Origin of the sequence: Ralstonia psammae, from assembly GCF_958405935.1 — a bacterium.
Classification (GTDB): domain Bacteria; phylum Pseudomonadota; class Gammaproteobacteria; order Burkholderiales; family Burkholderiaceae; genus Ralstonia; species Ralstonia psammae.
This window is the reverse complement of sequence record NZ_CATZBU010000026.1, coordinates 15785-27533: the sequence shown is the minus strand read 5'-3', so window position 1 is coordinate 27533 and position 11749 is coordinate 15785. Positions and strand designations below refer to the sequence as shown.

10 protein-coding genes are annotated in these 11749 nt (G+C 64.2%); 4 read left to right on the top strand and 6 right to left on the bottom strand.

Translation table 11 applies throughout. The annotated features are described in order from the left end of the window. Together R2N16_RS24735 and R2N16_RS24730 are read right to left on the bottom strand one after the other, a co-directional pair. A partial coding sequence (locus R2N16_RS24735) for a Tar ligand binding domain-containing protein (protein ID WP_316669576.1) occupies positions 1 to 445 on the bottom strand: 445 nt, incomplete at its 3' end. An 82-nt stretch (positions 446 to 527) separates the two neighbouring features. Next, entirely contained in the window at positions 528 to 1856 is a 1329-nt protein-coding gene (locus R2N16_RS24730; RefSeq protein WP_316669573.1) for a DUF2252 domain-containing protein, read from the bottom strand. 37 nt (positions 1857 to 1893) lie between these two features. On the opposite strand from R2N16_RS24730, the gene R2N16_RS24725 reads away from it, so the two are divergent. Further along, positions 1894 to 3765, top strand: a complete 1872-nt coding sequence (locus R2N16_RS24725) for a glycoside hydrolase family 15 protein (protein WP_316669572.1) — start codon at positions 1894 to 1896, stop codon at positions 3763 to 3765. Between the two features lie 30 nt (positions 3766 to 3795). Further along, complete coding sequence (locus R2N16_RS24720; RefSeq protein ID WP_316669570.1) at positions 3796 to 4056, top strand: DUF1289 domain-containing protein; 261 nt, start codon at positions 3796 to 3798, stop codon at positions 4054 to 4056. A gap of 69 nt (positions 4057 to 4125) precedes the next feature. Here the strand turns inward: R2N16_RS24720 and R2N16_RS24715 are convergent, their stop codons facing one another. Further along, on the bottom strand, positions 4126 to 5562 hold the full coding sequence (locus R2N16_RS24715) for an aldehyde dehydrogenase family protein (protein WP_316669567.1): 1437 nt from the start codon (positions 5560 to 5562) through the stop codon (positions 4126 to 4128). Positions 5563 to 5714: 152 nt separating this feature from the next. Between R2N16_RS24715 and R2N16_RS24710 the strand changes: the two genes are divergently transcribed. Together R2N16_RS24710 and R2N16_RS24705 are read left to right on the top strand one after the other, a co-directional pair. Beyond that, positions 5715 to 6251, top strand: a complete 537-nt coding sequence (locus R2N16_RS24710; RefSeq protein WP_316669565.1) for a hypothetical protein — start codon at positions 5715 to 5717, stop codon at positions 6249 to 6251. A gap of 194 nt (positions 6252 to 6445) precedes the next feature. Beyond that, positions 6446 to 7339: a LysR family transcriptional regulator gene (locus tag R2N16_RS24705; protein WP_316669563.1), complete on the top strand. Its 894-nt coding sequence runs from the start codon at positions 6446 to 6448 to the stop codon at positions 7337 to 7339. 16 nt (positions 7340 to 7355) lie between these two features. Here R2N16_RS24705 and scpC read toward each other — a convergent pair whose 3' ends face one another. From scpC to R2N16_RS24690, 3 genes are all read right to left on the bottom strand, one after another. Continuing rightward, a complete protein-coding gene (scpC, locus tag R2N16_RS24700) occupies positions 7356 to 8903 on the bottom strand; it encodes a succinyl-CoA:acetate CoA-transferase ScpC (RefSeq protein WP_316669561.1) in 1548 nt (515 codons plus the stop codon). 282 nt (positions 8904 to 9185) lie between these two features. Next, complete coding sequence (locus tag R2N16_RS24695) at positions 9186 to 9809, bottom strand: carboxymuconolactone decarboxylase family protein (protein ID WP_316669560.1); 624 nt, start codon at positions 9807 to 9809, stop codon at positions 9186 to 9188. Positions 9810 to 10049: 240 nt separating this feature from the next. Then, positions 10050 to 11672 (bottom strand): ABC-F family ATPase, encoded by a 1623-nt coding sequence (locus R2N16_RS24690; protein WP_316669558.1) that lies wholly within the window; start codon positions 11670 to 11672, stop codon positions 10050 to 10052. Positions 11673 to 11749: the final 77 nt, after the last annotated feature.

The window sequence follows — 11749 nt, the reverse complement described above, 5'->3', positions numbered from 1 at the left end:
TTTCCATGATCTTGTCCGCCGTTGCGCGATCCCCCGCGCGAAGCGCCTTGATGATGTCGCGCAGGCTGCCGGAAGCCGCTTCGCGCTTGGTAGCGACGTCCTTGGCCAGGCGCTCCTCTTCGTCGTCGCGCGGCAGGGCCTGGTATTTCTTCCAGGCCTCATCCGAGCGGACGATCAGTTCTTCTGTGCGATCGAGCAACTGCATCGCACCCTTGTCTTCCGGATACAGCATCGCCTTGTCGAGCGCGGTGCGGGCACGCGTCAGGCTCAGGTCGGATTCACCCAGCGAAAGCGCAGACGGAAACTGGTTGGTGAAGGTCTGTTCGTGCGCGCGGTTGGCATCGCGCAGCCCGAGCAGGCCAGCCACGCCAATCAGCAGGGCCAGCAGGAAGAGAACAGAAACCGAAAGCACCAGGCGGGTGCGGATGTTCAGGCGAACGGACATGGGCGCGGCAAGAGTGGCGTGCGCGGCTCTTCACGCGGGCGCGACCATCGCGCCGGGCGGCCGGCTACTTCCACACTAACGGTCACCGTACGGCGGAACTTGAGGACGCAGTGGCGGATACATCACCAGTCGTGGTCGGGCCTGCCTCCCTGGTTCGTAGCGGCAGACCCTGCCTATCAACGCCGCGCGCTTGGCGGTAGTCCTCCGCAAACTCGGCCCATTGCCTGAGCGACACCTTGCGGCCGTGCGCCGCGAGTTTCAGCGCCGATTTGCGCCACGCCGTGCCAGCCGCATAGTCCTGCACCTGTTCCACGAGATCGGTTCCATGCCGGCCGCAGCCGCGCAGATGGCACCAGGCGGCCACACGGGCCATGGTCTGCAGTGCGTCGTCCAGTTTGGCGACCACGTTCTTGCCGGAGCCCAGTGCGACACGGTCCGCCGTTGGCTGTAGGCTTTTGACGACGTACGACTTCGGCTTCTCGCCCTTGGCCCCGTACACGACGCCACGCAGCAGCGCCGGCGAGATCGCCTGCGACAGGCGCTGGATGTCGACCACGCGCCCGGCCTCGCTATGCCACGGTGCCACGCTGCACGCGCTGCCTAGCGTATCCGCCCAGACGCTCGGAATGGAAAGCTTGATGTCGATCAGGCGCAGCGTGGCGGGATCGCTTTCGGGGCGTGCAAGCACGGAATAGCGCTCCAGGCCCAGGCTGCCGGTGCCGGCAATGCGCCGTGCCACATCGATGGCGATAAAGCGTTGGGCGCGCCCGCTGCCATTGCCATTGCCCTGCTCCCCATAGGCTTGCAGGATGCGGCGCGCGCGGCGGGCCTCGTCCTTGCTTGCCCGCAAGGTGCGGCGGCCGTCGATCCGCAGGTGGATCTGGTTGCCCTCGCGCACGGTGCGCTGGGCGAGGTATGCCGCACGGTTGCGCTTGCGCAGGCCGCGAAGCAAGTCGAGCACGATGCCGGTGGCGGTGGCACGCTCGACCCAGCGCGGCTTGCCATCCACCAGTGCCGCGGCGTACGTGTCGAGAAAGCGGCGGCACAGGTTATTGGCATCTTCGTCGGCGAGCTTCCAGCTGTATGAGGCGACTTGCAGGCTCGAGAGCACGCGTACGAGGTCGACCGTAAACGGCGCGGCCAGGGCCTCGTCAAAGTCGTTCATGTCGAAGTAGACCAGGCCGTTGTCGCCCTTGAAGCTGCCGAAGTTTTCAAGGTGGAGGTCGCCGCAGACCAGCGTGCGCGGCGCGTCGTGCAGCAGGGCAGCATCGGCCAGCGATGCCGCGTACAGGTTGTTGGTGCCGCGAAAGAACGAAAACGGATCGGCGGCGATGGCATCCAGCTTTCGGGTGAGTCTTTCCGGATCACGCCCGGCGTTGTATTCAAGAAGGATGCGGGTGCTGTCGTGCATGGTCACGGCCTCGTTGAAGTGCTTGGAGTGGAGTGCAATGCCCTCGAAGATCGAAGATTACGCGTTGATTGGCGATTGCGAAACCGCGGCATTGGTGGCGCGAGACGGCTCCATCGATTGGCTGTGCTGGCCGCGGTTCGATTCAGGCGCCTGTTTTGCCGCGCTGCTCGGTACGCCAGACCATGGCCGATGGCGCATCGCCCCACAAGGCGACGTGCGTGCCACACGCCGCCGCTACCTGCCCGGCACGCTCGTGTTGGAAACCGTGTTCGAGACCGAAACGGGCAGCATCAGCGTGACCGACCTGATGGCACCACGCCTGGCCGGCACGGCAACGCCGCGCGACGATACCTCCCACCTCATCCGAATCGTGCGCGGGCTCTCAGGCACGGTGGCCGTGCGCATGGACCTGACGCTGCGCTTTGACTACGGTGCCTCGGTGCCGTGGGTCAGCCGCGTGTCGGAAGTCACGGGCGCGGCAGCCGACGGCCCCTGCAACATGCCTGGCTGCGCGCTGCGCGCCATCGCCGGGCCCAACATGGTGACGCTGCGCACGCCCGCGCCTATTCGAGGCGAGAACCTCTCTACGGTGGCGGATTTTTCCGTGAGCGAAGGCGAGGCGATGCCCTTTGTGCTCACGTATTCGCCATCGCACCTGCCCTTGCCCGAGTCCGTCGACGCGCTGGAAGTGCAGGTCGACGTTGAAACGCGCTGGCGCGCGTGGTCCGGCCGCTGCCAGGGCGCGGGGCAATGGTCAGAATCCGTCGCACGCTCGCTCATCACACTCAAGGCGCTGACGTATCACCGCACGGGGGGCGTCGTGGCCGCACCGACAACGTCGCTGCCCGAACAGCTTGGCGGTGTGCGCAACTGGGACTACCGCTATTGCTGGCTGCGCGACGCCACCCTCACGCTGCTCGCGCTCATGAACGCGGGCTACTACACCGAGGCACGCTCGTGGCGCGCATGGCTCGAGCGCGCGATTGCCGGCAGCCCCGCACAGATTCAGATCATGTACGGCATTGCCGGCGAACGCCGGCTGGGCGAGTGGACCATCCCCTGGCTGCCCGGCTATGAAGGAGCGCAACCGGTACGCGTCGGCAACGCGGCTGCGATGCAACTCCAGCTCGATGTGTATGGCGAGCTGATGGACGCCCTCTTCATCGCCCGCAAAGGCGGCCTGGACGGTGACGAAGCCTCCTGGAGCCTGCAGGTCGCGCTGATGACGCACCTGGAGAGCATCTGGCAGACGCCAGACGAAGGCATCTGGGAAGTCCGTGGCCCCCCGCGCCATTTCACGCACTCCAAGGTCATGGCATGGGTGGCGTTCGACCGCGCCGTCAAAACCATCGAGCAATTCCACGTAGACGGCCCCATAGAGCGCTGGCGCGCCGTGCGAGACCGCATCCATGCGGAGGTGTGCGCCCACGGCTACAACGCCACGCGCGGCTGCTTCGTGCAGAGCTACGGCGGCGCCGAACTGGACGCCGCGCTCTTGATGCTGCCGCTCGTGGGTTTTCTGCCGGCCGCCGACCCGCGCATCCATGGCACGGTCAAGGCCATCGAAGAAGACCTGCTCGTAGGTGGCCTCGTGCGCCGTTACCGCACCGAAGCCGTGACCGACGGCCTGCCCGATGGCGAAGGTGTATTCCTCGCCTGCAGCTTCTGGTATGTCGACAACCTCGTCATGCAAGGCCGCCAGGACGAAGCCCGCGCGCTCTTCACCAAGCTGCTGACGCTGCGCAACGACGTGGGCCTGCTGTCGGAGGAATACGACCCCCACGCGCAACGGCTGGTGGGCAACTTCCCACAGGCGTTCTCGCATATCGCGCTGGTGAATTCAGCGCTGGCGCTGTCTGCCGCGGCCGATCACGTCAGCCAGCGCACGGGTGGCCAAGCTCGCCACTGATACCCCGCCGAAGCCGGTAAAATAGCGGCCATGACCGAATCGACCGCATTCAGCCCCATGTCCGACGACGCAACCAGTGCTTCCGACAGCACCCTGCTGGGCCGCCCCGACAGCCCCTGCATCGGCATCTGCTCGACGCTTTTCGACGAGGTCTGCCAAGGCTGCGGGCGCACGCAGCTGGAGGTCAGCAATTGGGTGTTCATGGCGGACGAAGAGCGCAACGCGGTCTGGACGCGCATCCTGGCCGAAGGCACCGCACAGGGCTACAACCCCGATGGCAGCCGAAAGTAAGCACCGCGCGTCACACGCAAAAAACCCGGCCGAAGCCGGGTTTTTCATTGGTGCTGCGTGCCGAGCCGATCAGGCCGTCTGCGCAGGATTGAGCTGCATCGCCTTGTACTCCAGGAACTCCTCCAGCCCGTACTTGCCGTTCTCGCGCCCGTTGCCAGATTGCTTGTAGCCGCCAAACGGCGCCTGCATGTTGAAGGGGCCGCCGTTGATGTTGACCTGGCCCGTGCGGATGCGCCGCGCCACGCGAATCGCCCGCGCCTCGTCGCCCGACCACACGCCGCCGCCCAGGCCGTAGATGCTGTCGTTGGCAATGCGGATGGCCTCTTCCTCATCGTCGTAGCAGATCACGGTGAGCACGGGCCCGAAGATTTCTTCGCGCGCCACGGTGTCGGTGGTCTTGACGTTGCCGAGCACTGTCGGTTTGACGAAGAAGCCGGTGGACAGCCCTTCCGGCGTGTCCGCCCCGCCGGTAATGAGTTCCGCGCCCTCCTCCAGCCCCTTGCGGATGTAGCCCAGCACGCGGTCGCGCTGCACGGCGGAGATGAGCGGCCCCAGGCGCGTGGTTTCCTGCGCCGGATCGCCCGGCACGTAGCCCGCGGCAAACTGTGCGGCCAGGGCCTTCACCTCTTCATATTTAGCGCGCGGTACCAGCATGCGCGTATGCGCCGAGCACGTCTGCCCCGAGTTCAGGAAACACGCCGACAGCGTGCCCTTTACCGCCGCCGAAAGATCGGCATCGTCCAGGATCACCGACGCCGATTTGCCGCCCAGTTCCAGCGCCACGCGCTTGACCGACTGCGCTGCCAGTTCGGCCACGCGCTTGCCCGCACGCGTGGAGCCCGTAAACGACACCATGTCGACGTCCGGGTCGCTTGCCAGCACCTCGCCCACCACCGGACCATAGCCGGTGACAAGGTTGAACACGCCCGGCGGCAGGCCCGCTTCTTCAATGACTTCCGCCAGCACGAACGCGTTGAGCGGCGCCACTTCCGACGGCTTGAGCACCACCGTGCAACCGGCCGCCAGCGCGGGCGCAACCTTCAGCGTGATCTGGTTGAGCGGGTAGTTCCACGGCGTGATGGCGCCCACCACGCCCACCGGCTCGCGCACCACCAGCGAGTTGCCGACGTGCTCTTCAAATTCAAACGTGCCGAGCAGCTTGGCAAAATTGCCCCAGTTATAGACCGGGCCGCCCACCTGGATGGCACGCGCGAGCTTGATGGGCATGCCCACTTCGCCCGCAATCAACTGCGCCAGTTCTTCGCTGCGGGCATGCAGGCCGTCGGCAATCTTCTGGATGTATTCGGCGCGCTTGGCCACGGGCGTGGCAGCCCAGCCATCAAACGCGGCGCGGGCCGCGGCCACGGCGGCTTCCGCGTCGGCCGCGCTGCCTTCGGGAATGGTTCCCATCACCGCTTCCGTGGCCGAATGAATCACTTCAATGACGCCCTTGCCCTGCGGCGCCACCCACTTGCCATTGATGAAAAGCTTGTCGCGTTGCTGCATCGTTGGTCGTCTCGCTCTGGTGGATGCGCGGTTTGCGCGTTGTGCTATCCGGGTTGCGACTGAGGCCCACGTCGCGCCCGGGCGGTTATGATCCGTCTATTGTAGAGCCAGCACAGCGCGCACTGCAGACGCGCCGGCCGAGGGAGACAAGCATGACCACCAGCATCTATCAGAAGACCGAAAAAGGTCATGACGAGATCCGCACCCGCGCGCACCATCTGGACCAGCGGCACCGCGCGGTGCTCCTGATGATCAACGGCGAGAAAACCTGCGACGACATCCTCCTGCAGCTTCAGCCGCTGGGGATGACGCAAGCGGTGTTCGATGAGCTGGAGCACGGCGGGTATATCTGCCCGCACGTGCCTGGCGCCACGACGGTAAAGGGGGCACCGGCCGCTACGCCTGCGTCTGCGCCAACGGCCACGGCCCCCGCCCCGTCAGCCGCTTCAAAGGAGCCGGCGGCCGAGGGCTATCAACGCCTCTACCGCTTCTATACCGAAACCATCAGCCGCTATCTCGGCCTGCGCGGGTATCTACTCGAGATGAAGGTGGAGAAAGCCAGCAACGTGGCGGAACTCGTTGCCCTGCGAGACACGCTCAAGGCCGCGCTCAGCAAAACGCGCGGTGAGCCCGACACCAGCAATGTGATCGCCCAGTTGGATCTCCTGATCGACGAGGCAACAAGCTGACTGGAACGTCTCCTGGACTCCAAGAAAGGCGGTCGCGTAAGCCGCCTTTTTTGTTGAGTGCCGTTGGAGGCGCATATTCCTCTGATATTCACTCGCAGACCCCGCACGATGCTGAGGCCACCGGGGTCGTGGAATGGGAAAACTTCATTACTATGGCGAATCCCATTCCCATGCTTCATGGCAAAGGACCGCCCGTGCCCATCGATATCCGAGCCCTTCGTTACTTCGTCGAAACCGCGCGGCTGCAGAGCTTCACGCAGGCGGCGAGTTCACTCTCGGTGACACAGTCCACCATCAGCAAGATGGTGCGTCAGCTGGAAAACGAGGTCGGCCAGCCGCTGCTGATCCGCGAAGGCAGGCAGGTGCGGCTCACCGACGTGGGCCGGGTCGTGTATGCACGCAGCCAGGAAACGCTCGGCGTGGTGCACAGGCTGACGCTTGAAGTCGCCGACCTGTCTTCGCTGGGGCGCGGCGAACTCACGGTCGGTATCCCGCCGATGGTGAACCTGTTCTTCTCGCCCGTCGTGAGCGCATTTCGCCAGCGTTATCCCAATCTGGCGCTGAACTTGGCCGAGTACGGCGGCAAGACGGTGGAACAGCAGGTGGCCAACGGCGAACTGGAGGTGGGCGCCACCGTACTGCCCGGCGACAGCGGCCTCGAACTCGCTACGCGGCAGTTTGCAAAGTATCCGATCTGGGTGGTGGGACCGCGCAAAGCGAAATGGGCCAAGGGCAAGACCGTCACCCTCACGGCACTGCGGGACGAACCGCTGCTGTTGCTCGCCGAGGATTTCTCCCTCACGCGCAAGCTGCGACAGGCCTTTCTCGAAGCCCGCATCGAGCCGCACATTGCCGCACAGAGCGGCCACTGGGAGTTCCTCACCTCGATGGCGGCGGCGGGACTGGGCACGACCTTCCTGCCACAGCCGCTGGTGGCCAACCTTGCGAACCGCGACAAGCTTGCCGTGGCCCGCCTGACGGCTCCCAACATGGATTGGGCGCTCGCGCACCTGTGGTCGCCGGGGCGCTACCTATCGCACGCCGCTCGCGCGTGGCTCGCGACGTGCCAGGAAGTGCTGGGCGCCTGAGCCGCGGCGCCCGCGCCTAAGCGCTGAGGGCGGGTTCCGGAAGCTCGATTTCACCGGTGAACCCGGCCGGCGCCATCGAACCCTGATCGCGGAAGCGGACGTGCCAAGCCAGCGCCTCTTCCAGCAGGTGGGGGGTATGCCCGCCGCGTCGCTGCGCGCGTACAACATAGTCGCGCAGCAGCTCGCGGTAGCGAGGATCGGCGCAGTTGCCGATGATCTGCACAGCACGCTCGCGCGGCGCCAGCCCCCGCAGGTCGGCCAACCCGTGTTCGGTGACGATGATGTCGACGTCGTGCTCGGTGTGGTCCACGTGCGAGACCATCGGGACGATGCTCGAGATGTCGCCGTCCTTGGCCAATGACTTGGTCACGAAGACCGACAGATGCGCGTTGCGCGCGAAGTCGCCCGAGCCGCCGATGCCGTTCATCATGTGCGTCCCGCCCACGTGCGTCGAGTTCACGTTGCCGTAGATATCGCATTCCAGCGCGGTATTGATGGTGATCAGCCCCAGCCGGCGGATCACTTCCGGGTGGTTGCTGATCTCCTGCGGCCGCAGAATCACACGTGCCTTGTAGCGTTCAAGTTCCGTCAGGAACCGTTTGTAGACCGGTCGTGACAGCGTGATCGACGAAGCCGAGGCAAACACCAGCTTGCCCGAGTCGAGCAAATCGATGGAACTGTCCTGCAAGACCTCCGAATACATCTTGAGATCGTGGAACGGCGAGTCGATAAAACCATGCAGGACCGCGTTGGAGATCGTCCCGATACCCGCCTGCAGCGGCTGCAGCGTGGGCGAAAGACGGCCTGTGCGCACCTCGCGCGCCAGAAACGCGTTCAGATGCCCGGCGATGGCGCTGGTCTCGGCATCGGGCGGCAACACGTTGGACGGGCTGTCGTCCTGCCCCGTGATGACGATGGCAGCGATCTTGCGCGGATCAATCGGGATGGCCGGCAGGCCGATGCGCTGCTCCGCGGCAATGAGCGGAATCGGCTGGCGATAGGGTCGCTGCACCGGAAAGAAGATATCGTGCAGCCCTTCCAAATTGGCGGGCATGTTCAGGTTGATCTCGACAATCACCTGTTTCGCCAGTACCGCGAAACTCGCGGAGTTGCCCACCGACGTGGTCGGCACGATGCCGCCGTTCTCGGTGATAGCCGTGGCTTCGACAACCGCCACATCCAGCGGCGAAATTTGCCGCGAACGCAGTTGCTCGACGGTTTCAGACAGGTGCTGGTCAATGAACATGACCTCCCCTGCGTTGATCTTGCGCCGCAGGGTGGCATCGGCCTGGAATGGCAGGCGACGGGCAATCACGTCGGCTTCGGCCAACACCTTGTCGATGTCGTTGCCCAGCGAGGCGCCGGTCATCAGGGTAATGCGCAGCGGCTCGTGCGCGGCACGCCGGGCCACGGCAAACGGAACGGCCTTGCAGTCGCCGGCACGGGTGAAACCGCTCATGCCGACCGTCATGCCATCGCGGATCAGGGCCGCGGCCTCGTCCGCCGACACCACTTTGTCCAGCAGGGATTGCAAGCGAATGCGGCCGCCAATATCGGGGGTCATCTCGTCTCCTTGGTACTTCGCCGGGCCTGCGTTTTGGCGCTTCTTGGTGAGATGCGCGACGCCTCGTACGCAGCTTTCGGCCTGCTCACTGTGATATGCAACCCCAGTGTAGCGACACCAATGGATTCCGATGGCGATAAAAAATCATGGAATCAAGTCGGTTTTTTCATAGATGTGCCGGCGTGCGTGTCCTTGCGTCGAATTCCAGATCAAACAAAAAGGGCCGCACATCTGCGGCCCCGCTCGCTGTGCCTATCAGCCCCGGCATGACGGGGGCTGAAATCAGGGCTCCGGAAAGCGCGTTAGCTTGGAGGCGTTCTTCGGCGCTGGGTATTGCGCCACGTTCATCTCCATGGCGAGAAACGTGTAATAGCCGCAGATGCCGGTCATGTCCACGATCCCTTTGTTGCCAAACCGCTTTTCCGCCCGGGTGTAGGTCTCGTTGGCCACGCGCTTGTTGCGGATCAGTTCGGTCGCGAAGTCATAGACGATCTCCTCGTCCTCACTCATGCCAGTGGGGCGGCGGCCATCGGCAATCGCAGCCGCAATACTGGGTTTGATACCGGCCTTCAAAGCGATCGGATAGTGGACGTACCATTCGTAGTCCTGACTCCACTCGCGCGCAGTGACGAGGATGACCAGTTCGCTCAGCGTGTTGCCAATGGCCGAGTGGTATCGCAGATAGTCGCCCATGGCACGGGCTTGGCTCATCACCTCCGGGCTGTGCATCAGTGGCTCGAACGGCCCGAAAACGGGCACCTTGCGCGCAGCCTGAAAGTCTTGCGCCGCCTTGGCCTGTTCGGCGTCGTATTTGTCGGGAGGAATCGTCGGCAAACGGTCCGCTGCGTGGGCAGACGTCATCAGCACGAGTGCAGCCGTCGATAGGAACGTCAGTACGTTTTTCAACGTGAGTCTCCTCATATGTTTTGATTGTTTTTTCTGGCGCTGAACGCAGCGGCTAGACGTCACCCACGGCGCTCGGCCAAGGCATTCTGAAATCGGGAAGGAGCACTGTCAACGCGGCCGTGGCGAACAGTGCGTGGGCGGCCGATCGGGATCGACACCGCGGATTTGTCTTGCGCTGAATACCAAAAAAACAAAGGGCCGCACATCGGCGGCCCCTTGGTTACGGCGGAGGATCGGCGCTCAGATTTCGACGCCCTGACTCTGCAGGTACTCATCGTACGTGCCGAGGTAGTCGGTGAGCGTACCGTCCGGGCGCACTTCGATCACGCGCGTGGCCAGGCCGCTGACGAACTCGCGGTCGTGCGACACGAAGATCAGCGTGCCTTCGAACTTGTCGAGCGCGATCTGCAGCGACTCGATCGATTCCATGTCCATGTGGTTGGTCGGCTCGTCCAGCGCCAGCACGTTGTGGCGGCCGAGCATGAGCTTGCCCCAGATCATGCGGCCCTTCTCGCCACCGGATAGCACCTTGACGTTCTTCTTGATGTCGTCGGCCGAAAACAGCAGGCGGCCCATCGTGCCGCGCAGCGATTGGTCGTCATCACCGGCCTGCGTCCACTGGCTCATCCAGTCCATCAGGTCACGGTCTTCGGGGAATTCCTCGTAGGTGTCCTGCGGCATGTAGCCCACGTTGGCATGCTCGGCCCACTTGACGGTGCCGCCGTCGACCTCGATCCCGCGCTGCACGCCCGTCTTGACGGCGCCGTTCAGCAGGCAGCGCAGCAGCGTGGTCTTGCCCGCGCCGTTCTCCCCGATGATGGCGATCCGCTCGCCCGCACGCACGGCCATGGTCAGGCCGTCGAAAATCTTGCGGTCGTACGTCTTGCGCGCGTTCTCGGTTTCCACTGCCAGGTTGTGCAGCTTCTTCTCGAACTCGAAGCGGATGAACGGGTTCTGGCGCGACGACGGCTTGATGTCTTCCACCTTGATCTTGTCGATCATCTTCAGGCGTGACGTGGCCTGGCGTGCCTTGGACTTGTTGGCCGAGAAACGGCGCACGAAGTCCTGCAGGTCGGAGATGCGCTCCTTGGCCCGCGCGTTGGCGGCCTGCAGGCGTTCGCGCGCCTGGATGGAGGCCTCCATGTAGTCGTCGTAGTTGCCCGGGTAGACCTTGAGCGTGCCGTAGTCCATATCGGCCATGTGCGTGCAGACCGAGTTCAGGAAGTGGCGATCGTGGGAAATGATGATCATGGTGGAATTGCGCTCGTTGAGCACCGATTCCAGCCAGCGGATCGTGTTGATGTCGAGGTTGTTGGTCGGCTCGTCCAGCAGCAGCACGTCCGGGTTCGAGAACAGCGCCTGTGCCAACAGCACGCGCAGCTTCCAGCCCGGCGCAACGTTGCTCATGGTGCCGTTGTGCTGGTCGGTCGGAATGCCGACGCCCATCAGCAGTTCACCCGCACGCGCCTCGGCGGTGTAGCCGTCGTATTCGGCGTACTTGGCCTCCAGGTCGGCGGCCTTCATGTAGTCGTCGTCGGTCGCTTCCGGGTTTGCGTAGATGGCGTCACGCTCCTGCGCGGCGGCCCACATTTCGGTGTGGCCCATCATCACCACATCCAGCACGCGCATGTCTTCGTAGGCGAACTGGTCCTGGCGCAGCTTGCCCAGGCGCACGCCCGGTTCCAGCATCACGTTGCCCGAACTCGGCTCCAGATCGCCGCCCAGGATCTTCATGAAGGTCGACTTGCCGCAACCGTTGGCGCCGATCAGGCCATAGCGATTGCCCTCGCCAAACTTGACCGAGATGTTCTCGAACAAGGGCTTGGGCCCGAACTGCATGGTGATGTTGGCGGTGGAAAGCACGTGGAAACCTTGATTTGGAAAGCGGTGATCTGGCGCGGCAAGCACTTGCCGAATGCCATTTGGAGAACCTGAGATTT

Excerpts from the sequence above, each read along its gene's own strand:
- R2N16_RS24715 (WP_316669567.1), bottom strand. The coding sequence starts at position 5,562 with ATGCAGCAACGCGACAAGCTTTTCATCAATGGCAAGTGGGTGGCGCCG.
- R2N16_RS24720 (WP_316669570.1), top strand. The coding sequence starts at position 3,796 with ATGACCGAATCGACCGCATTCAGCCCCATGTCCGACGACGCAACCAGT.
- scpC (WP_316669561.1), bottom strand. The coding sequence starts at position 8,903 with ATGACCCCCGATATTGGCGGCCGCATTCGCTTGCAATCCCTGCTGGAC.
- R2N16_RS24710 (WP_316669565.1), top strand. The coding sequence starts at position 5,715 with ATGACCACCAGCATCTATCAGAAGACCGAAAAAGGTCATGACGAGATC.
- R2N16_RS24730 (WP_316669573.1), bottom strand. The coding sequence starts at position 1,856 with ATGCACGACAGCACCCGCATCCTTCTTGAATACAACGCCGGGCGTGAT.
- R2N16_RS24725 (WP_316669572.1), top strand. The coding sequence starts at position 1,894 with ATGCCCTCGAAGATCGAAGATTACGCGTTGATTGGCGATTGCGAAACC.